The organism is Ruegeria sp. CG4 (genome assembly GCF_056537185.1).
In genome coordinates this window covers 1,054,105-1,075,376 of sequence record NZ_JBQFRB010000001.1, presented here as the reverse complement: position 1 = coordinate 1,075,376, position 21,272 = coordinate 1,054,105, and the positions used below count along the sequence as shown (strand labels likewise).

General features: G+C 58.6%; 20 protein-coding genes. 13 read left to right on the top strand and 7 right to left on the bottom strand.

Going from position 1 to position 21,272, the window contains the following annotated elements; all coding sequences use genetic code 11:
• Positions 1 to 9: 9 nt before the first annotated feature.
• A complete protein-coding gene (locus tag ACR0J2_RS05325; RefSeq protein ID WP_480811880.1) occupies positions 10 to 1,782 on the bottom strand; it encodes an SLC13 family permease in 1,773 nt (590 codons plus the stop codon).
• A 110-nt stretch (positions 1,783 to 1,892) separates the two neighbouring features.
• On the opposite strand from ACR0J2_RS05325, the gene ACR0J2_RS05320 reads away from it, so the two are divergent.
• A complete protein-coding gene (locus ACR0J2_RS05320) occupies positions 1,893 to 2,633 on the top strand; it encodes a YebC/PmpR family DNA-binding transcriptional regulator (protein ID WP_170609910.1) in 741 nt (246 codons plus the stop codon).
• A 72-nt stretch (positions 2,634 to 2,705) separates the two neighbouring features.
• Here ACR0J2_RS05320 and ACR0J2_RS05315 read toward each other — a convergent pair whose 3' ends face one another.
• Both ACR0J2_RS05315 and ACR0J2_RS05310 read right to left on the bottom strand, forming a co-directional pair.
• Positions 2,706 to 3,395, bottom strand: a complete 690-nt coding sequence (locus tag ACR0J2_RS05315; protein ID WP_480811879.1) for a nitroreductase family protein — start codon at positions 3,393 to 3,395, stop codon at positions 2,706 to 2,708.
• A gap of 37 nt (positions 3,396 to 3,432) precedes the next feature.
• Positions 3,433 to 4,317, bottom strand: a complete 885-nt coding sequence (locus ACR0J2_RS05310) for a LysR family transcriptional regulator ArgP (protein WP_480811878.1) — start codon at positions 4,315 to 4,317, stop codon at positions 3,433 to 3,435.
• A gap of 85 nt (positions 4,318 to 4,402) precedes the next feature.
• Between ACR0J2_RS05310 and ACR0J2_RS05305 the strand changes: the two genes are divergently transcribed.
• From ACR0J2_RS05305 to ACR0J2_RS05275, 7 genes are all read left to right on the top strand, one after another.
• The gene (locus ACR0J2_RS05305) at positions 4,403 to 5,002 is read left to right on the top strand and encodes a LysE/ArgO family amino acid transporter (protein ID WP_480811877.1); all 600 of its coding nucleotides are present in this window, start codon (positions 4,403 to 4,405) and stop codon (positions 5,000 to 5,002) included.
• Positions 5,003 to 5,042: 40 nt separating this feature from the next.
• Positions 5,043 to 5,951, top strand: a complete 909-nt coding sequence (locus ACR0J2_RS05300) for a DMT family transporter (RefSeq protein WP_170682002.1) — start codon at positions 5,043 to 5,045, stop codon at positions 5,949 to 5,951.
• A gap of 87 nt (positions 5,952 to 6,038) precedes the next feature.
• Positions 6,039 to 6,611, top strand: a complete 573-nt coding sequence (gene betI, locus ACR0J2_RS05295) for a choline-binding transcriptional repressor BetI (RefSeq protein WP_170805300.1) — start codon at positions 6,039 to 6,041, stop codon at positions 6,609 to 6,611.
• Positions 6,608 to 8,116, top strand: a complete 1,509-nt coding sequence (gene betC, locus ACR0J2_RS05290) for a choline-sulfatase (protein ID WP_480811876.1) — start codon at positions 6,608 to 6,610, stop codon at positions 8,114 to 8,116. The genes betI and betC overlap by 4 nt, the downstream gene beginning before the upstream one ends.
• Positions 8,117 to 8,205: 89 nt before the next feature.
• Entirely contained in the window at positions 8,206 to 9,864 is a 1,659-nt protein-coding gene (betA, locus tag ACR0J2_RS05285) for a choline dehydrogenase (protein ID WP_480811875.1), read from the top strand.
• A 54-nt stretch (positions 9,865 to 9,918) separates the two neighbouring features.
• Positions 9,919 to 10,569, top strand: coding sequence for a thermonuclease family protein (locus ACR0J2_RS05280; protein ID WP_480811874.1), 651 nt, complete (start codon positions 9,919 to 9,921; stop codon positions 10,567 to 10,569).
• 99 nt (positions 10,570 to 10,668) lie between these two features.
• Positions 10,669 to 10,908 (top strand): YdcH family protein, encoded by a 240-nt coding sequence (locus tag ACR0J2_RS05275; protein WP_321252104.1) that lies wholly within the window; start codon positions 10,669 to 10,671, stop codon positions 10,906 to 10,908.
• 85 nt (positions 10,909 to 10,993) lie between these two features.
• Here the strand turns inward: ACR0J2_RS05275 and ACR0J2_RS05270 are convergent, their stop codons facing one another.
• Positions 10,994 to 12,394: a helix-turn-helix domain-containing protein gene (locus tag ACR0J2_RS05270; protein ID WP_480811873.1), complete on the bottom strand. Its 1,401-nt coding sequence runs from the start codon at positions 12,392 to 12,394 to the stop codon at positions 10,994 to 10,996.
• A 65-nt stretch (positions 12,395 to 12,459) separates the two neighbouring features.
• On the bottom strand, positions 12,460 to 13,665 hold the full coding sequence (locus tag ACR0J2_RS05265; protein ID WP_170609931.1) for a multidrug effflux MFS transporter: 1,206 nt from the start codon (positions 13,663 to 13,665) through the stop codon (positions 12,460 to 12,462).
• Between the two features lie 182 nt (positions 13,666 to 13,847).
• On the opposite strand from ACR0J2_RS05265, the gene ACR0J2_RS05260 reads away from it, so the two are divergent.
• The 3 genes from ACR0J2_RS05260 (at position 13,848) to ACR0J2_RS05250 (ending at position 16,460) form a co-directional block, all read left to right on the top strand.
• Positions 13,848 to 15,380: an acyl-CoA carboxylase subunit beta gene (locus tag ACR0J2_RS05260; RefSeq protein ID WP_170609933.1), complete on the top strand. Its 1,533-nt coding sequence runs from the start codon at positions 13,848 to 13,850 to the stop codon at positions 15,378 to 15,380.
• A gap of 221 nt (positions 15,381 to 15,601) precedes the next feature.
• Entirely contained in the window at positions 15,602 to 15,970 is a 369-nt protein-coding gene (locus ACR0J2_RS05255) for a DUF6497 family protein (RefSeq protein WP_480490226.1), read from the top strand.
• A 136-nt stretch (positions 15,971 to 16,106) separates the two neighbouring features.
• Positions 16,107 to 16,460, top strand: a complete 354-nt coding sequence (locus ACR0J2_RS05250) for a hypothetical protein (protein WP_170609935.1) — start codon at positions 16,107 to 16,109, stop codon at positions 16,458 to 16,460.
• Between the two features lie 74 nt (positions 16,461 to 16,534).
• On the opposite strand, the gene ACR0J2_RS05245 is transcribed toward ACR0J2_RS05250, so the two are convergent.
• A complete protein-coding gene (locus ACR0J2_RS05245; RefSeq protein WP_480811872.1) occupies positions 16,535 to 17,686 on the bottom strand; it encodes a DcaP family trimeric outer membrane transporter in 1,152 nt (383 codons plus the stop codon).
• A gap of 650 nt (positions 17,687 to 18,336) precedes the next feature.
• Between ACR0J2_RS05245 and ACR0J2_RS05240 the strand changes: the two genes are divergently transcribed.
• Positions 18,337 to 18,540, top strand: coding sequence for a hypothetical protein (locus ACR0J2_RS05240; protein ID WP_170609939.1), 204 nt, complete (start codon positions 18,337 to 18,339; stop codon positions 18,538 to 18,540).
• Positions 18,541 to 18,657: 117 nt separating this feature from the next.
• Positions 18,658 to 20,703 carry an ATP-binding protein gene (locus ACR0J2_RS05235; protein ID WP_480811871.1) on the top strand — a complete coding sequence of 682 codons (2,046 nt, stop codon included), beginning with the start codon at positions 18,658 to 18,660 and terminating at the stop codon, positions 20,701 to 20,703.
• Positions 20,704 to 20,779: 76 nt separating this feature from the next.
• On the opposite strand, the gene ACR0J2_RS05230 is transcribed toward ACR0J2_RS05235, so the two are convergent.
• Positions 20,780 to 21,226, bottom strand: a complete 447-nt coding sequence (locus tag ACR0J2_RS05230) for a DUF4174 domain-containing protein (protein ID WP_480811870.1) — start codon at positions 21,224 to 21,226, stop codon at positions 20,780 to 20,782.
• Positions 21,227 to 21,272 lie beyond the last annotated feature (46 nt).

The window sequence follows — 21,272 nt, the reverse complement described above, 5'->3', positions numbered from 1 at the left end:
CCTTACCCGTCAAAGCGGCCAGAACACAAGTATGGCCGGAACCGAAACCGCGATAATCAGGATCTCCAGCGGCAGGCCCATGCGCCAATAGTCGCCGAAACGATATCCGCCCGGCCCAAGAACCAGTGTGTTGTTCTTGTGCCCGATGGGCGTCAGGAACGCAGCCGAGGCGGCAACTGCGACTGTCATCAGGAATGGATCGGGCGACACTTCAAGCGTTCGGGCCATCTGGATGCCGACAGGGGCCGCAACGATGGCAGTTGCCGTGTTGTTCAGAACATCCGAAAGGGTCATTGTGACGATCATCAGCACGGTCAGAATGGCCCAGGCCGGCAAGCCGTTTGTCAGTTGTATCAGCGCGTTTGCGATCAATTCGGTGCCGCCTGAAGATTCCAACGCACTGCCCAACGGGATCATGGAACCCAGCAGGACAACGACCGGCCATTCAATATGGTTGTAGATATCGGCAATCGGCATGATCTTGGTCAATACATAGGCGACGACGACCAGTCCCAGGGCAATCGGCAGGTAGATCAGACCGACGCTGGCAGCCAGTACGGCGGCGGCGAAAAGTCCGATGGCAAGCCACGCTTTGTCGTTTGCCGTGACATTCAGCCCGCGCGTGGCCAGCGGAAGACAGCCGAGCCATTCAGTAACGTCCGCCCCCCGATCCCGTGGGCAAAGCAGAAGCAGGATGTCACCCGCTTCAACCTGGGTCTTCCGGACCTGTTCGGTGATGTTGCGGCCTTGACGCGAAATGCCCATCAGTACGGTGCTCTGCCGCCAGGCAAGGCCCAGCCCTTGCGCCGTGCGGCCCGTGATGCGGGCGCTTTCGGGGGCGACGACTTCGATCACTTCCAACCCGTCGCCTTCGGCGGTCAGCAACTCCTGTCGCCGCGTGTCCGAGAAATCCAGGTTGAGCGCCGTGCGGAACTCATCCAACGCCTCGGGTCGCGCCTCAAGGACCAGCGCGTCGCCCTCGTGCAGCGTGGCATGGGTGGATCGGCCATAACGGCGTTTGCCATCCCGGATCAGCCCGATGATGGCGACGTCCGATTTTTCCGCCACCTCGTAAAGCTCACTGACCCGTTTGCCGATATGAGGGGACTCGGGCGGAACAGTGAGTTCGGCGATGTACTCGGCCAACGCTTCGGAGGTTTCCGTCTGCGGCCCCCGGTCCGGGATCAGTCGCCATCCGATCAGCGCAACAAAGGCCAGCCCGGCAATCGCGGCCAACCCGCCAACGGGGGCGAAATCGAACATGTGGAACGGCTCGCCAAGTGTTTCAGCCCGGATCGATGCAATGATGATGTTGGGCGGGGTGCCGATCAGCGTGGCCATGCCGCCCAGAATCGTGGCAAAACTTAGCGGCATCAGGCTTAGTCCGACCGATCGGCCCGCTTTGCGGGCGGTCTGAATGTCCACTGGCATCAGCAGCGCCAGCGCCGCGACGTTGTTCATAAAGGCAGACAGCACAGCCCCGATCCCGCCCATCAACGCGATATGGGCGCCAAGTCCGCGCGAAGCATCGACTAAGGTGCGGGTGATCAGGAACACCGCGCCGGACCGCACCAACCCGGCAGAGACCACCAGGACCAGAGCGACAATGATCGTGGCCGGATGGCCGAAGCCTGAAAAGGCATTGTCAACGGGCACAACGCCCAGCACAACACCGATCAGAAGTGCCGAAAACGCGACCAGATCGTATCGGAACCTGCCCCACAGAAGCAGTGCAAATACGGTAATGAAAAGTGCGAATAGAATGATCTGGTCAGTCGTCATGGGGCCACCATACCCACGCTGACGGGTTGGACAAGCCGCTCTCTTGATCCCACACCCTGCAACCGTCTATATGAGCGCCGAATACGCAATCACTATCACGAGGACGCAACATGGCAGGCCATTCCAAATGGGCCAACATCCAGCACCGCAAGGGGCGTCAGGACGCCGCGCGGTCCAAACTGTTTTCCAAGCTGTCGAAAGAAATCACCGTTGCCGCCAAGATGGGCGATCCCGACCCCGACAAGAACCCGCGCCTGCGTCTGGCGGTGAAAGAGGCCAAGTCGAACTCGGTTCCCAAGGATGTGATCGACCGCGCCATCAAGAAGTCGCAGGCGGGCGAGGGCGACGATTACGAAGAAATCCGGTACGAGGGCTACGGCCCGAATGGCGTGGCCGTCATCGTTGAAACGATGACCGACAACCGCAACCGGACCGCATCGACCGTCCGGTCGACCTTTTCGAAGAACGGTGGAAACCTGGGCGAGACCGGGTCGGTCGGCTTCATGTTCGACCGCAAGGGCGAAGTGGTCTACCCGGCCTCGGCAGGCGACGCGGACACCATCTTTGAAGCGGCCATCGAGGCGGGTGCCGAAGACGTCGAAAGCTCGGACGACGGGCACATCATCTGGTGCGCGGATACCGATCTGAACGACGTGTCCAACGCGCTTGAGGCCGCGCTGGGTGAGACCGAGTCGACCAAGCTGGTCTGGAAGCCCACAACAACGACCGAGTTGGGCCTCGAGGACATGCAAAAGCTGATGAAACTGGTTGATGCGCTGGAAGATGATGATGACGTGCAGCGCGTCACCACCAATTTCGAGGCCTCGGACGAGGTTATGGCGCAACTGTAAGGCGTCGTATGACTGATTGAAAAACCCGGCCTGTCAGGCCGGGTTTTTTTGTGCCCTCGGTCTGACGGGTTGTCAGAAGAATGACGAGATGTCTTCCAGCGGTTTCTTTAGTTTTGCAACGGACGGGACGGTCGCTTCTGTAGCGGGATGGCCCACTGCGATAATCATTGTCGGTTTTTCGGAAGCAGGTCGGTTCAGTGCATCATTGAGAAAACGCATGGGGTTAGGGGTGTGTGTTAAAGTGCTGAGCCCGGCGTGGTGCAGCGCCGCCAGCAGAAACCCGGTGGCGATGTTGACGCTTTCTGGGACGTAGTAATTCTTGTACCGGGTACCGTCATCGAACTGCCCCCAACGCTGGGCGAAGACGACAATCAGCCAGGGGGCGACGGTGAGGTGTTCCTTGACCTCGTTTGTCCCGATCGGCTCCAGCGCCTTGATCCACTCATCACCAGCACCGCCTGCATAGAACCGGCGTTCCTCCTCCTCGGCCTCCTCTCGGATGCGCTGTTTGAGCCCCGGGTCAGATACGGCCACGAAATGCCATGGCTGATGGTTGGCGCCGGACGGGGCCGTTCCCGCAGTGCGGATGCAACTTTCAATCACCGCGCGCGGAACCGTTCGGTCGCAATAGTCGCGGACCGTGTGGCGCTTGCGCATGACGTCATAAAAGCTTTCGGCTGCCGTTGCCATCTCAGCGTCTGTCATATCGCTGCGGTCCGGCAGCGGTAGTGGGGTGTAGTTGATTTTATCACGTGAAAACATTGTATTCCTCTGGGTATTTAATCTTTGTTCGACGTGGTTATTCCGGGATCAACCACTGGGCGGCGGCTTGTCTGACCGCTTTGGTTAAGGGTTTCAAGGCTGGCGCCAGTACACGGCCCACCTGCCAACTGAGCGGGATGTCCAAAGGCGTGTCTGGAATGACTTCCTGCAAGCGCCCTGCGGCAATCGCCGGACGGACCAGCGTCTCAGGGTTCATGCCCCAACCCAACCCGGCCAGGGCTGCGTCGACAAACCCGTGTGAGGACGGCAGATAGTGCGACGGCGGTGAAATTCGACCGCTGAATTGGCGGGCAATCCACATCTTCTGCAAATTGTCCTTTCTGTTGAACGTCAGACACGTGGCCCGCGCCAGTGACGTTGCGTCGACACCATTCGGAAACCACTTCGCCATGAAAGCGGGACTGGCTGTCGGCAGATAGCGCAGGACGCCTAGCGGTGTGGTATCGCATCCGGTCACGGGCTGTCCGCCCACGGTGATCGCCGCACTGACCTCGCCGCGCCTGAGCCATTCTGCCGAATGGTCCTGATCATCCACGACCAGATCAAACAAAATACCCCGCGTCTGCGCCATCGCATCAATGAACCATGTCGCAAGAGTGTCCGCCGGAATGGCGATGCGTACTCTTGCTGTTTCCGGACCCTGCTTAAGGGTCAGTTCGCGGGACAACTGCGCCTCAAGAAGGCTGATGTCCTCAGCGTGCCTGGCAATGCGAATACCTGCAGGCGTACCCGAGCAGGGCGTGCCGCGGTTGATCAAAGCGGCACCGACGCGATCTTCCAGCGCTTTGATACGTTGTGAAATGGCCGAGGGCGTAACGGCCAGATCGGACGCAGCCGCTTCGAAACTGCCGTGACGCAGAATCGCCGACAAGGCGGACAGGTGGTTGGGATCCAGCATCATTAGCTGCGCTTAATCTGGCTCAACATCTTTAATTTGATAGATCGCCTTGCTGGTTTTAGTCAACGGTCGGAACGCAGGAGGTTTCATGTCCACATCTCTGATCGCCGGTTTTGCCTTGGGCTTTAGCCTGATCCTGGCCATTGGCGCCCAAAACGCCTTTGTCCTGCGGCAGGGTTTGCGTCGCGAACATGTCTTCACCCTTTGTCTGACCTGCGCCGTCTCGGATGCCGTACTGATCGCCGCCGGTGTCGCCGGGTTTGGCTCGCTGGCGCAGGCCGCTCCCTGGTTCGAGCCGGTAATGCGGTATGGTGGCGCCACCTTCCTGACATGGTACGGCCTGCGCAGCCTGCTGTCGGCCTGGCGTGGCGGCGCAGTGATGGAGGTGGGAAGTGGGCACCGTACCAGCCTGCGGGCGGCTTTGCTGGCTGTTCTGGCCTTCACATGGCTCAACCCGCATGTCTATCTGGATACGGTTGTTCTGATCGGGTCGATATCGGCGCAGTATGACGACCGACTGGGATTTGCGGTCGGAGCCATGATTTCCAGCTTTGTTTTCTTCTTTTCACTGGGATATGGCGCGCGGATCTTGTCGCCCATTTTCACCCGCCCCCGGGCATGGCAAATTTTTGATGTGGTGATCGGGATCATCATGTTGGCCATTGCACTGAAACTTGTTGCGATGTGAAGGGTTGTTCCGCCGCCGGTTTCCGTGTTCAACCACTGACATGACAACAGCAGCAGTATCCATCCGCCCGATCGCAGGCATGTTCTGGATGTTCTCCGCCGGGCTGTCCTTTGTCATGATGACGGCCCTGGTGAAGACCCTTGGCTCGTCCATGGATCCAATACAGGCGGCCTTTCTGAGGTATGCGCTGGGGCTGGTGTTTCTGCTGCCTGCCTTGCGAACGATCATGGCAACGCATCTGACCAAAAGAGACCTGACGTTGTTCGGGCTGCGGGGGATTATCCACGCCGTGGCGGTCATGCTGTGGTTCTTTGCCATGACCCAGATCCCTTTAGCCGAAGTGACGGCGATGAACTACATGACACCGATTTACGTCACGCTGGGCGCCGCGCTGTTTCTGGGGGAAAAGCTGGCCTTTCGCAGGATTGCCGCAATTTTGGTTGCCCTGATCGGGGTTCTGATCATTCTGCGCCCCGGGTTTCGAGAGGTTTCGCCAGGCCATGTCGCCATGTTGGGAACGGCGCTGACCCTTGGCGGGTCTTACCTGTTGGCCAAGCTTCTGGTCCGGGATATTCCGCCTTCGGTCGTGGTCGCGCACCTGTCAATCTGGGTTACAATCGCCCTGATCCCGTTTGCCTATGCCGTCTGGACCCCGCCCAGCCTGCACGATTTGGGTGTATTGTTTCTGATCGCCTGTTTCGCGACAGCTGGTCATTACTTCATGACGCTGGCCCTTCAGGCGGCACCTGTTGCGGTAACCCAGCCGGTCACGTTCCTGCAACTGATCTGGGCAACTTTGATGGGTGCACTGGTATTTCATGAACGGGTTGATGTCTGGGTGGTTGCTGGCGGAACGCTGATCCTCGCTGCCGTCAGTTTCATCTCATGGCGCGAAGCGGTCCTGAACCGCAGTGCCGTAACGCCGCCGGGAGTCGGCCCGAAATACTGACGCCGCTCGCTCGGCCTGAACGTTATTGATTGACGAGTCAATAAAACCCCCTTAGCGTTTGGTAAACCCAGCTGCTGAGAGGTAGGCATGCCAAAACTCGGAATGGAACCGATCCGTCGGGATGCAATCGTCCGCGCGACGATTGCCGAGCTTGGTCTGAAAAAGTCCCTCGACGTGACCGTCAGCCAGATCGCCAAACGGGCGGGCATGTCCAGCGCGTTGGCGCATCACTATTTCGGCGGCAAAGATCAGATATTTCTGGCCGCCATGCGCCGCATTCTATCCGATTTTGGTGCCGAAGCCCGCGGACAACTGAAAAGCGCTGAAGTAGGGGAAAGACCACAGGCCATTATCCGGGCATGCTTTGCACCCTCGTGTTTCACACCTGATGTGATCGCTGCCTGGATGACCTTTTATGTTCTGGCGCAAACCAATGACGATGCGTTGCGTCTCTGGCAAATCTACCAGTCGCGGATCAGATCCAATCTGATCGACAGCCTGCGACCGCTGATGAGTGACCCGGTTGAAGCTGCCGAGAACATGATTGCCCTGATCGACGGGCTGTATATCCGCGCGGCGCTGAGCGCACCGGAAGAGCCGCAACTGGCCGTTAACCACGCAATGCGTGTCCTCAACACTTTACTCGAGGCTGAAAAATGACAATGCCGAACATTCTGATCCTGATGGTGGATCAGCTGAACGGAACCCTCTTTCCCGATGGTCCCGCAGACTGGCTGCATGCGCCCAACCTCAAGAAACTGGCCGCGCGTTCGACCCGTTTTGCAAATGCCTATACCGCGTCGCCCCTTTGTGCGCCCGGTCGGGCCAGTTTCATGTCCGGCCAGTTGCCTTCGCGCACCGGTGTCTACGACAATGCGGCCGAGTTCCGTAGCGATATTCCCACCTACGCGCATCACCTTCGTCGCGCAGGTTACTACACCTGCCTGTCCGGCAAGATGCACTTCGTCGGTCCCGACCAAATGCATGGGTTTGAGGATCGCCTGACCACTGACATCTACCCGGCCGATTTCGGCTGGACACCGGACTATCGCAAACCCGGCGAGCGAATAGACTGGTGGTATCACAACATGGGTTCGGTGACTGGCGCAGGCGTGGCCGAAATATCGAACCAGATGGAGTATGATGACGAGGTTGCCTACAACGCCAAAGCCAAGCTTTACGATCTGGCGCGCGGCAAAGACGACCGCCCCTGGTGCGTGACCGTCAGCTTCACCCACCCGCACGACCCCTATGTTGCCCGGCGCAAGTACTGGGATCTCTACGAGGATTGCGAGCATCTTCTGCCAGAGATCGCCGATATCGGCTACGACAATCAGGATCCGCACGCAAAACGGATCTTCGATGCCAATGACTGGCGCAGTTTCGACATTACCGAAGAAGACATCCGCAAATCCCGACGCGCCTATTTCGCCAACATCACCTATCTTGACGACAAGATCGGCGAGATCATCGAGGTGCTGGAAACGACGCGGCAAGAGGCGATCATCATGTTCGTCTCAGACCACGGCGACATGCTGGGCGAGCGGGGCCTGTGGTTCAAAATGAACTTCTACGAAGGCTCGGCACGGGTGCCGCTGATGATCTCGGCCCCTGATCTTCCAACAGGGCGTATCGACGCCCCGGTATCGACCATCGACGTGACACCGACGCTGGGCGCTCTGGCTGGCGTCGACATGGAAGAGATCGCGCCCTGGACCGATGGCGAGAACCTAGTGCCCTTGGCTCAGGGCGGCGAGCGCACCGCGCCCGTGGCCATGGAATACGCGGCCGAAGCGTCTTATGCGCCGCTTGTCTCATTGCGCTACGGCAAGTGGAAATACAACCGCTGCACACTGGACCCGGATCAACTGTTCGACCTTGAGGCCGATCCGCACGAACTGACCAACCTTGCCTTGAACCCCGAACACGCTGGCACACTGCAAACTCTGCGCGCGAAATCCGAGGCGCGCTGGGATCTGGATCGTTTCGACGCAGACGTGCGGGCCAGTCAGGCGCGCCGCTGGGTCGTGTACGAGGCGTTGCGGCAGGGGGGATATTATCCGTGGGATTACCAGCCGCTGCAAAGAGCATCGGAGCGTTACATGCGCAATCACATGGATCTGAATATCGTCGAGGAAAACGCCCGCTTCCCGCGCGGCGAATAACCTCTTCATCTTTTTGAAAATACTCCCGCCGGAGGCAATTAGGTTTTTCAACGAAAGACCTTGGCCCGGCGGGAACAGGAGACCTGAAAATGGAAGCAGATTTTGTCATTGTGGGTGCAGGATCCGCAGGGTGCGCGATGGCCTATCGCCTCAGCGAAGCCGGGGCCTCGGTTCTGGTGATTGAACATGGTGGCACCGATGCGGGACCGTTCATCCAGATGCCCGCCGCACTCAGCTATCCGATGAACATGTCGCGCTATGACTGGGGCTACAGTTCCGAACCCGAGCCGCATCTGAACAACCGCCGGCTGGCCTGTCCGCGCGGCAAGGTGATTGGCGGATCGTCGTCGATCAACGGTATGGTCTATGTACGCGGTCATGCCCATGACTACGACACCTGGTCGAAAATGGGCGCTGATGGGTGGTCCTATGCGGATGTCCTGCCGTATTTCAAACGAATGGAATCCTGGCACGATGGCGGGCATGGGGGCGATCCGACGTGGCGCGGCACTGACGGGCCGCTGCACGTGTCGCGTGGCCCGCGCGAAAATCCACTGTTCCAGGCCTTTGTCGATGCCGGGCAACAGGCGGGATACCAGGTTACCGGCGACTATAACGGTGAAAAACAGGAAGGGTTCGGCCCGATGGAGCAGACCGTCTGGAAAGGACGGCGCTGGTCTGCTGCGAATGCTTATCTGAAGCCAGCTCTCAAACGGGATAACTGCGACATCCTGCGTGGCCTTGCGACACGTGTCGTAATGGAAAACGGCCGCGCCATGGGCGTCGAATTGGTCCGACGCGGCAAAAAGGAGATCATTCGTGCCCGGCGTGAGGTGGTTCTGGCCGCATCTTCGATAAACTCGCCCAAGCTGCTGATGTTGTCCGGTATCGGACCCGCGGCACATCTGGCTGAACATGGGATCGGCGTAGTCGCGGATCGCCCCGGGGTTGGGGCTAACCTGCAGGATCATCTGGAACTGTATATCCAGCAGGCATCGCTGCAGCCGATCACGCTGTACAAGCACTGGAACCTGTTCAGCAAAGGGCTGATCGGTGCCCAGTGGCTGTTTACTAAAACGGGTCTGGGTGCCTCGAACCAGTTTGAAAGTGCTGCGTTCATTCGCTCGAAACCCGGTGTGCGGTATCCGGATATCCAGTATCATTTCCTGCCGATCGCCGTGCGCTACGACGGGCAGACCGCGGCCGAGGGGCATGGTTTCCAAGCGCATGTCGGTCCCATGCGCTCACCTTCGCGCGGGGCGATAACGCTGCGCTCGGCCCGTGCCGAGGACGCGCCGGTCATTCGTTTCAATTACATGAGCCACGAAGAGGATTGGGCGGATTTCCGCACCTGCATCCGTCTGACGCGCGAGATCTTCGGTCAGGACGCTTTCAAACCCTATGCGGGCAAAGAGATCCAGCCCGGAGCCAGCGTTCAGTCCGACGAGGAATTGAACGAATTCATCGCCGAACATGCCGAAAGCGCGTATCACCCTTGCGGGACATGCCGTATGGGGCGGGCAGACGACAAGAACGCTGTCGTCGACCCGCAGGGGCGTGTGATCGGTGTAGATGGTCTGCGGGTCGCGGACAGTTCGATTTTCCCGCAAATCACCAACGGAAACCTGAATGCGCCATCGATCATGGTGGGCGAGAAAATGTCGGATCACCTGCTGGGCAAGGATGCGTTGCCTAGTTCGAATGACCGGCCATGGGTCCATCCCGAGTGGGAGACCGCTCAGCGTTAACGTTTCTTAACATACCCCGTTGAATGCGCCGTTGGTCAGGGGCATATCGGGGGTATGTTAAGACTTTGTTTGTGTTTTGTTCTGATGCTGCCGCAGATGGTTCTGGCCGCTGACCGGCCAACCGGGACTGTGCGGGTCGTGGACGCGGATACGTGGGATGTCGGTGGGGTCAGGATTCGTCTGTCTGGAATTGACGCCCCCGAATTGGATCAGACATGTCGTGACGCGCAAGGTGTCGAATGGCGCTGTGGCGCGTGGGCAACGCAGGTTGCACGACAAAGGTTCGATGGGAGACCGGCCTTCTGTGAACCGGTGGATCGGGACAGGTATGGCCGTGTGGTTGCTCGTTGTTATGTAGCGGGGAGCGATGCAGCGCTTACGCTGGTCGAGGATGGGCTGGCCTTTGCGTATCGCAAATACTCCCGCGAATATGTGCCGTTTGAACAGAGGGCCGCGAAGGAAAAGAAGGGTCTGCACGCAACAGTGATTCAGGTGCCCTGGGTGCACCGCGCCGGGACTGCAGGTTTGCCCCGGCAGGAAACGTGCCAGATCAAGGGAAATATCTCGGCTCGTGGAGAAAAGATTTACCACATGCCCGGGCAGGCTTTCTATTCGGCGACAAAGATCAACAAGGCAAAGGGCGAGCGTTGGTTCTGTGATGCCAGGGCGGCGCGTTTGGCGGGCTGGCGACCTGCAAAGCGGTGAATCCAGGCTTTTGATGTCGCCAATTTGATCCGGGTCAAAGCGGTATCGCCGGAACATGTTTATCCGTGGGGACAACAACATTTTGAGGAGCTTACAGGAATGTCCCACACCCCACATGAACTGGCCGAAGAGTTTCCGGAAAAAGTCGATGCGATGAGCCAACTCAAGCAGTCCGACGCGCATTTTGCCCGGCTGTCGGACGAATATCATGAGATCAACCGGACCGTGCATCGGGCCGAGACCAATGTCGAGCCGATGGAGGAACTGGCTGAAGTTGAGTTGCGCAAGAAGCGCGCGGCCTTGAAGGATGAAATCTGGGCGATCCTGTCGAAAAACTGACCCAATCGGGGGCTCTGCCCCCGTCGCGGCAGGCCGCGACTCCCCCGGGATATTTTTAGCCAGGTGAAGATCCCGGGGAAAAGTTTCAGGTGACTTCGTAGGGCAGCGTTCCTCGGGTATGGGCGTCGATTGTCAGTCTGCGTTCCAGCGGGGGAACGGACCTTTGGTGACAGGTTTGACGTTCGCAAATCCGGCAGGAAATCCCGATCGGTTCATAGGCGCTGGCATTGCTGATATCCAGGTTGTCGGCATAGACCAGAGCCTGCGCGTGGCGCACTTCGCACCCCAGTGCAATGGCGTAGCGGCGCACCGGGGCCCCGAATGAACCGCCGGATTTCGATACGTCGCGCGCCAGGGAGATATAACGCACTCCGTCCGGCGTTTCGGCAAGTTGAAGAAGGAAATGACCTGGCGTTTCGAATGCGCGGTGGACATTCCACAGCGGGCAGGCGCCGCCGAAGCGCGCAAATTGCAGTCGTGTGGCTGAATGGCGCTTGGTGATCGTTCCGGCCTGATCCACGCGAACAAAAAAGAAGGGGATGCCTTTGGCTCCGGGCCGTTGCAAAGTGGACAGGCGGTGGGCAACCTGTTCGATTGATGCGCCGAATCTGATACTGAGCAATTCCAGATCGTGGCGATCCTCTTGCGCGGCGGCCAAGAAGGCACCGTAGGGCATCAGGGAAGCCCCGGCAAAGTAGTTCGCAAGCCCGATTTTGGCGATGGCGCGGGCTTCGTCACTTTGGAAGCGGGCGAAATCCAGGGTTGCTTCAAGTAGTTTGTCCTGAGAAATCAGCGCAACCTGCAGCAGCAACTGAAAGACCTGCGTTTGCGGCGCGGCGCGTGAAGACAGAGAAAGCGTTTTGCTTGCTATGTCATATTTGCGCGTTTCTGGAATATCCGTGAACTCAACACGGATGCCCCGCTCGGACAGGCTGTTGAGGGCTGCGGCGCGTATGCCTCCGGCTTCTTCCGCGCGTGTTGAAAACCGTTCGGCGGCCCGGTCGACAGCGTCGATATAGTTGTCGCAATAGTGGAAGAAATCGCGCACTTCTTCCCAGGGGCTGGCCTGAATTCGGGAATCCTCGCGCCCCAGGGCCTCGTCCAGCGAGGCCAGCCGTTCGTGCGTCTGGCGATACGTGCGGTGCAACGCGATGAAGGCGCGTGCCAGCGCCGGTGCGTTCGATGCAGTCAGTCGCAAGTCGGCAAGAGGGGGCATTGCGTCGTCGAAGACCGGGTCAGCGAGCGCTTCGCGCATATCCGACACCAGCCGTTCGCTGTCACCGGTGCTGAGCTCGGTGACATCCATCCCGAATTCTTGCGCCAGAGCCAGAACAACCGTTGTCGAGATCGGTCGGTTGTTGTTCTCCATCTGGTTTAGATAGGGCAGGGAAACGCCAAGCTTGGTTGCGAATTCCTTTTGCGTCAGGGTCAGGCGCGTGCGCATTTCACGCAGCTTTGCGCCGGCATAGAGCTTTTGAGTGGCCATGGCGTGTCTTTGCAACTTTTCTTTCAGCGCAGGCTAACTTTGCAAACCGCTGCGTGCAAGAAAGTTCAAAGACCCAGCTGTCGTTCCCGCCAAATGACAAGGCTGATGGCTGCGATGGCCAGAACCGCGGTTGTGAGCATTAGCCAAAGCAACGGCATTGCGCCGGTTTCCTGTGTCAGAAGCGCGCCCGCAAGTGCGCTCAGCGCTGCGCCGCCGCCAAGCATGATTGCGCCGCTCAGGCCGGATGCTGTTGCGGCCAGATGGGGGCGAACGGACAGCGAGCCGGATGTTGCATTGGGGATCGCCATGCCGTTGCCGACGCCAACAAATGTCATAAACCCGAAGAAACTGATGGCGGTTCCCAACCCGGCCAGGAACAGTAGAGCAGACAGGAATACACCAAGCGCGTTCAGCCAGCTTCCCCACAGAACCATCTTGTTGATGCCAAAGCGCACCGAGTAGCGCCCGCTCAGGAAGTTGCCGAAGAAATAGCCAAGTGCTGGCGCGCCGAAATAGATGCCGATTTCTGCCGCGGTCATGCCAAAGACCTCGGTTCCGATGAAGGGGGCGCCGCCGAGATAAGCAAAGAACGCACCGGACGAAAACGCGGAAGACAGGGAGTAACCCCAAAACCGCGGAGACGTGAGAAGTTCCGGGTATTCCCGAAACTGCTGCAATAATGTCTTGCCGCTTTTGATGCTGGTTTCACCGAAATCCGAATAGGTCAGCCAGATCGCAAGAGCGCCCACCAGAAAAGGAAACCAGAAGTTGGCTTTCCAGCCAAAGACCTCTTCCAGGATGCCGCCAATTGCTGGACCGATCATCGGAACGACCGCCATGCCCATGGTGACATATCCAATCATCGAGGCGGCTTTGTCCTGTTCGTAAAGGTCGCGAACGGCGGCTCGGCTGAGGACCATCCCGACCACGACAACGGCCTGAGACATTCGAAACGCCAGGAAAATCTCGACATTCGGGGCATAGATGCAGCCTAAAGTTGCCAGCAGAAAAAGCCCGAGCCCCCACAGCATAACGGGCCTGCGCCCGGCCTTGTCCGCTATCGGGCCGATCAGTATCTGCAGCACCGCATTTATCAGCAGGTACAGGGCAATCGACAACTGCATCACCCGGTATTCCGTTTCAAAATACTCTGCCATGTTGGGCAGGCTGGGCAGAAACAGATTCATGCTCAGGGCGGAAAGCCCCGATAGGATGACCAATGTCGTGATTGAAGGCGGCGATCTGCGCACCGAGGTCGAGCTGAATTGCATGATGTGCATGTATAGGGGGCGCAGATGAGATTACCATCGGCCTCGCAGCGTCAATCGAAAAATTAGCAAATTTACACTATTCACTGACTGGATTGCCAATAGTTTGCAAATTTGCCGAAAGTTGCTTTGGTCCTTGCATGACTCCGTATAAGGTCCGGCCAAATTTTACAGGGGTTATCGTCATGAAAGACATCCTTTCCGAGCTTGAAGATCGCCGTAACGATGCGCGGCTGGGCGGTGGGCAAAAGCGGATCGATGCGCAGCATGCGCGGGGCAAACTGACGGCGCGCGAGCGGATCGAGTTGCTACTGGACGAAGACAGCTTTGAAGAATTCGATATGTTCGTCAGCCATCGCTGTACCGATTTCGGAATGGAAAATCAGAAACCTGCGGGCGACGGTGTTGTGACCGGATGGGGCACGATCAATGGCCGCATGGTCTATGTGTTCAGTCAGGATTTCACGGTTTTCGGCGGCTCGCTGTCTGAAACTCACGCACAGAAGATCTGCAAGATCATGGATATGGCGGTGCAGAACGGAGCCCCGGTGATCGGTATCAACGACTCGGGTGGTGCGCGTATTCAGGAAGGTGTTGCGTCACTGGCGGGTTACGCCGAAGTGTTCCAGCGTAACATCATGGCCTCGGGCGTTGTGCCGCAGATCAGCGTAATCATGGGGCCCTGTGCGGGCGGCGCGGTCTATAGCCCGGCGATGACCGACTTTATCTTTATGGTCAAAGACACATCCTACATGTTCGTGACCGGTCCCGATGTTGTTAAAACCGTAACGAACGAGGTCGTGACGGCGGAAGAGTTGGGTGGTGCGTCTACTCATACAAAGAAGTCTTCGGTTGCCGACGGTGCATTTGAAAACGATGTCGAGGCGCTGGCCGAAGTGCGCCGTCTGGTTGATTTCCTGCCGCTCAACAACCGCGAAAAGCCGCCCGTGCGTCCGTTCTTTGACGAACCCGATCGCATTGAATCTTCGCTGGATACGTTGGTTCCGGACAACCCGAACACGCCCTACGACATGAAGGAACTGATCGCGAAGGTCGCGGATGAGGGTGATTTCTACGAAATCCAGGAGGATTTCGCGAAGAATATCATCACCGGTTTCATCCGGCTTGAGGGGCAGACCGTTGGCGTCGTGGCCAACCAGCCGATGGTTCTGGCCGGATGTCTGGACATCGACAGCTCGCGCAAGGCCGCACGGTTCGTGCGCTTCTGTGACTGTTTTGAAATTCCGATCCTGACACTTGTCGACGTTCCGGGTTTCCTGCCCGGCACCAGCCAGGAATATGGCGGCGTGATCAAACACGGTGCAAAGCTTCTGTTCGCCTATGGCGAGGCAACGGTTCCGAAAGTAACCGTCATCACGCGCAAGGCTTACGGCGGAGCCTATGACGTGATGGCGTCGAAGCATTTACGAGGCGATTTCAATTACGCCTGGCCGACAGCCGAGATCGCAGTGATGGGCGCCAAGGGCGCGACCGAAATCATTCACCGCGCCGATCTGGGCGACGCGGACAAGATCGCGCAGCATACGCAGGATTACGAGGATCGCTTTGCCAATCCGTTCGTCGCGGCCGAGCGCGGATTTATTGACGAAGTCATCATGCCACACTCTACGCGTCGCCGTGTCTCGCGGGCATTTGCGAGTTTGCGGAACAAGAAGCTGAAGAACCCGTGGAAAAAGCACGACAATATCCCGCTTTGATGGCCGGGGTGGGGCGGCCCACCTCGAATTGGAGACGGTCTGCCGAAGTTGATGGCGGAACGATTGCGAAGCCTAAAATCCGACTTTGAGGCCGAAACAGGTTTATGGAACAACCAGCCAGAAACAGATTAGCGCGGCGAGTCAACGCTGCGCCCGCGACCCCGGAGAGAGGAGCCTGCCACTGGCGGGGCTGGGGTCGCGCATTTGTTTTAGCTGGCGCGTTGCTTGCATCCCCTGCGGAAGTACTGGCCCAAAGCCTTTTGCCTGTTCCGTCAGGCCAGCCAGTCGAGCTGAGCGATGTTCTGCTGGACAATAACCCAGGTGAATTGTGGCTTAGGTTTCGCTTCATTGCCCCCAAGATCGGTTCGACAGTTGGGCGGATCGGTTATGATGTGGCGTCGGCCGATATGGCGCATCTTTGTGAAATCCTCGCGGTTCCCTATGTGGCGAAGCATGAACTTGAGCCGGCCCTCGTCGTGATTTCCTTTTCCGACCGCGCCACCGAATTCGGAAATGCCGCGCCCGATGCAACGCAGTTTTTCGAGGCCTACCGGTTGGAGGATTCCCGGTGTATCTGGGAAGGGCTCTGATCATGATCGGTGATTTTCATGACATCAGTGCGTTTCAGAAAAAACCGGCGACCTTGGAGGTGCGCGCAATGAAACCAGCTCTGGTTGAGTGTAAGTCCTTTTTCCTTTTCAACATGTTGATGGCCGAGGTTCAGGTATGCTGAAGCATCGTGGTTTCCCCGGCCGTCTGTCCGGCACCGATTTCCAGTTCGTCATCCGGCGCGCCAACCCCAAAGGTGTAACGCCTCTGACCCGGCGCGAGCGTTTCCGGGATCGCAAACCAGCGGACCGGCGCGCGGACGCGGCGTTCATGGAAGCGTTGTGGGAACATTTCGGTGACCAGCCGTTTGAGCGTGGCAATCTGGACGCAGGGCGGCTGAGTTGGCTGTTCGGGCGGGAAGTGATTGCGGCAGAAGACCCGTTCGATCCCGCCAGCTACGACGCATTACTGGTGATTGATCTGGACGTCGCGCGCCATTCTTTTCCTGAAATCTTCGACGGGGTGCGCTGATCGTGTTTGCCGCCGCGTCCCATATCCGCCAAGGGAAAACCCTGCCCGAAGCCGGCCAGGGCTGGTATGGGATGTCAGAAGTTCAGCTGCGCCGCCAGTTGGACCCGGTCGCCGTCAAACGTCCGGCCAGTGGGGGCATCGTTCCGCTCGCCAAAGAAGTATTCGGCGCTGAATGTCAGGTTGTCGGTTGCCTGGTAAAAGGCGTTCACGTGGATCGTCTCAAGCTCGGTGAAGGACAACGTGCCGGTCGAGGTGGGCAGATCGTAATCTTCGCGACCGTAGGCGATACCGACATTCCATTTCGTACCAATGTCCTGGCGGAACTCGATGGTATAGCCGTCGACGTCATTTGCCCGGCCGTTGACGATGGCATCGCCCAGGCCGATCAGGTAGGGGCCAAGCGCCTCACCGTCGACGTAGTTGACCTGAAACAGCCCGCCTTGCCACGGCCGGACCGAGCCCGAGAGGGTAAAGCCTGTCTGATCGACTTCGACCGTGCCGGATTCGGCCTTGCCATAGAGGGCGGACGCGCGGGCAATATATGTGCCGTCGTCGTACTCGATTGCACCGGTGAAAACCGGATCTCTCGAATTGGACGCGCTGACGTTCTCTTCGATCGAAGCCGAGAATGTTGTGTTGGACCCAAGGGTATTGGAGTAGCGCACCTGTGGCACACGAGCGAATGGGATACCGACAGGACCGTTGAATTCAACCGAGGTCGGATAGGTGTCCAGCGGCTGGAAATTGGTCCAGTACTGACCGATCAGCCAGCTGTCTCCGATCGTGATATTGGCATGGCGCAGGCGCAGTTCAGCCGCTCCGCCCGAGGCGAACAGATCCAGTTCCAGCTGGCCGCCGATTTCGCCGATACCGGAAGGCGTGCTGGTACGCAGCCCGATTCTGGACTGACGAACAGTCGCGCCGAATGTGCCACTGGTCTCGTTTGCAGGCTCACCGATGTTGTTTACGAAGGCGGTGTCACCCTGGTCGTAGTCGAAGTCGTAGAAGAAATCGGCCTTGATATATCCGTAGACGTCCAGAGTGGTATTGCCGATCCTCAGGTCGCCGGTCCCCGCACCGGGTTTGGCGGCCTCCAGCGCTTCGACACGGGCGCGCAGGGCATCCAGTTCGGCCTGGGTCTGGGCATCCTGGGCGTTGGCCTTCAATCCGCTGAATCCGAGTGCCGAGACGGCGAGCAGAAGGGCCGTTTTTCTCTTTGTTATCATTTGGGTATTTCCTTGTATGCGAGTGTGCACAGGCACAGTTCCACGACCCAAAATCCGATGGAAATCACGAGAACGGGACAAAATAGGCCCGATTTCTCAAGCAATCGTGCGGGAAATCCCAAGCACCTTCACGTGTGGGTGAAAGAGGGTCGTAACGCACGGAATTCGAGAGAAAATTTGGCCTTCGAAATTCATGGCGTTCGTGATTTGCCTTTTGCCCAAATCGCCCTTGGAAACCGGGTCTGTAACAGGAATGTGACACCTTCTGGCGTGCTGAAATATGGATACGGCAAAGGTCTTGTCGGCGCGAAATTGCGCGGCATTACGCAGGATGGGCAAAATCCAGCCGGTATTCGGGGTGGAAACAATACTTTGTTTGCTGCCTGGATTGTGCCGTGCATGGTGGAAGGGCCGTGCGGCTCTACTTTGCCTGCGTCGCACAAGCACCTACTATTCCGTACCCCTTCCTATCGCGGGCAGGCTTGTGTTCCCCACAATATCCTGCCCGCGTTTTTCTTTTCTCAGGCAATAGGCAACAAGCGGCAAAAAACTGCGCAAAAAGTTTGGTTGCCGCCGTTGTTATTGCATAACAATGCGGGCTTCCGGCATCTGGCCGCAAGGAAACCAAGAAATCTGAAGGGGCAGAAACCATGCAAACCTCACGCATCTTCCTTGTGGTCGCGGCCTGCGCAGGCCTTGCGGCCTGTGGCGAAACCACCGGCGAACAAGCGGTCATCGGCGGCGGAGCGGGCGCCCTGGGCGCGGTCGTTCTGGACGCAAACCCGGTCGTCGGCGCTGCGGTCGGTGCCGCGGGCAACGTACTGTATTGCAAGTCGCAGGGTACCTGCGACTAACTCCAAGCTTTTCGGGGCGCGTTCCGCCCCGTCCGCCATCATGCAGAATGCCGTCGCGGGGGGAGTCCCCTGCGGCGGCGTTTTGCATTTCCAGAACACCAAGCCAAAGGACGTCTCATGTTCAACAAGATCCTGATCGCCAACCGGGGCGAGATCGCCTGCCGGGTCATCAAGACCGCTCGCAAGATGGGTATCGGTACGGTCGCCATTTATTCTGACGCCGACAAGAACGCGTTGCACGTTTCGATGGCGGATGAGGCGGTGCATATCGGACCGCCACCGGCGAACCAGTCCTACATCGTGATCGACAAGGTGATGGATGCCATCCGTCAAAGCGGTGCACAGGCGGTCCATCCCGGCTATGGCTTCTTGTCCGAGAACTCGAAATTCGCCGAAGCGCTTGAGGCCGAAGGCGTCGCTTTTGTTGGCCCCCCGGTGGGTGCGATCGAAAGCATGGGTGACAAGATCACCTCGAAGAAGATCGCGCAGGACGCCGGTGTTTCGACGGTTCCCGGTTACATGGGGCTGATCGAAGATGCCGACGAGGCGGTCAAGATCTCGAACGACATCGGCTATCCCGTCATGATCAAAGCCAGTGCCGGTGGTGGCGGCAAGGGGATGCGGATTGCATGGAATGACGAAGAAGCGCGCGAGGGTTTCCAGTCGTCCAAGAACGAAGCGGCCAATTCCTTCGGCGACGACCGGATTTTCATCGAGAAATTCGTGACCCAGCCGCGGCACATCGAAATTCAGGTTCTTTGCGACAGCCATGGTAACGGCATCTATCTGGGCGAACGCGAATGTTCGATCCAGCGCCGGAACCAGAAAGTGGTGGAAGAGGCACCGTCGCCGTTCCTTGATCCCGAAACACGCAAGGCGATGGGGGAACAGGCGGTCGCGCTGGCAAAGGCTGTGAACTACGCCAGTGCAGGCACTGTGGAATTCATCGTCGATGGGGAAAAGAATTTCTACTTCCTCGAAATGAACACCCGTTTGCAGGTGGAACACCCGGTGACGGAACTGATTACCGGCGTCGATCTGGTGGAACAGATGATCCGCGTGGCCGCAGGTGAGACGCTATCGATTACGCAGGATGACGTGACCCTGACAGGCTGGGCGATCGAAAACCGTCTTTATGCCGAGGATCCGTATCGCAACTTCCTGCCGTCGATTGGCCGTCTGACTCGCTATCGTCCGCCGCAGGAAGTCGCAGCCGGTCCGTTGCTAGTCAATGGCAAATGGCAGGGTGAGGCCCCCTCGGGCGAGGCTGCAGTGCGCAATGATACCGGCGTCTATGAGGGCGGCGAGATCAGCATGTATTACGACCCGATGATCGCAAAGCTCTGCACCTGGGCACCAACCCGCGAGCAGGCGATTGAGGCGATGCGCGTGGCGCTGGACAGTTTCGAGGTTGAAGGCATCGGCCACAACCTGCCGTTTCTGTCTGCCGTCATGGATCACCCGAAATTCGTCAGCGGCGACATGACCACGGCGTTTATTGCCGAAGAATACCCAGACGGCTTCGATGGGGTTCAACTGCCCGAGGTCGAGTTGCGGCGGATTGCGGCCTCGTGTTCTGCCATGCACCGGGTTGCCGAAATTCGCCGTACCCGCGTATCGGGCCGGATGGACAACCACGAACGCAAGGTTGGCACCGAATGGACGGTGACGTTGCAGGGGCAGGAGTTTGACACAACGATTGCCGCCGACCCCGGAGGTTCAACGGTGAGCTTCGCGGATGGCACCGTGCACCGTGTGTCCTCAGACTGGACGCCAGGTGATCAACTGGCAGTACTGGATGTGGATGGCAATCCATTGGTGCTGAAGGTGGGCAAGGTTTCGGGCGGGTTCCGCATCCGAAACCGGGGCGCGGATATCAAGGTGCACGTGCGCACGCCGCGTCAGGCCAAACTGGCCAGGCTGATGCCGGAAAAACTGCCGCCGGATACTTCGAAAATGCTGCTGTGCCCGATGCCCGGCCTGATCGTGAAGATCGACGTCGAAGTGGGGCAGGAGGTTCAGGAAGGTCAGGCGCTGTGCACCGTCGAAGCGATGAAGATGGAGAACATCCTTCGCGCCGAGAAAAAAGGCGTGGTCTCGAAGATCAACGCAGGTCCCGGCGACAGTCTCGCCGTGGACGACGTGATCATGGAATTCGAGTGACCATGGCTGCGCTTTTGTCATATCTCCAAGGGCCACCGGCGATCATCGCCGGGGCCAATGGGCTTGGCGAAAGTTCTCAGCCGCCCTCGCGCCGCTCGCGAATCTCGCGTTCGCGCAAGGGGGTCTTGTCGATGGACCGGCCAATCTCGCGCACGCTCCACGGGCTGGGCTTGCGCAGTTTCACCACCCCGTCCTTGTCGACAAACACCATCTGGAATCCACGCGGGCGCAGTTGTGACCGAATGGGCGACCGGGCCTTGGGATCGGTATCCGTCAGCACGATAACGTCGCGGTCGCGCATGGCGTTTTCACCTTCCAGCAGCATGTCGATCTGTTGCTGGAACCGTGGATCGGCAGGTGTATCGGCAAAGACAACGATGGGTCGGCTGACCCATAGGAATTCGTCCAGTTCGCTGTCGCCAGCGGGTCGGACAAAACTGTCATCTGCTGGTGCTGTGCCATCGGCGGCCAGCGCGGCCAGCGGGAATAGTGCCGAGAAAACAAGGGCAAGCGTGCGTGTCATATGGCCTCCTGTTCCACTGAATATAGCCACTGTGCAGGCGATTGCG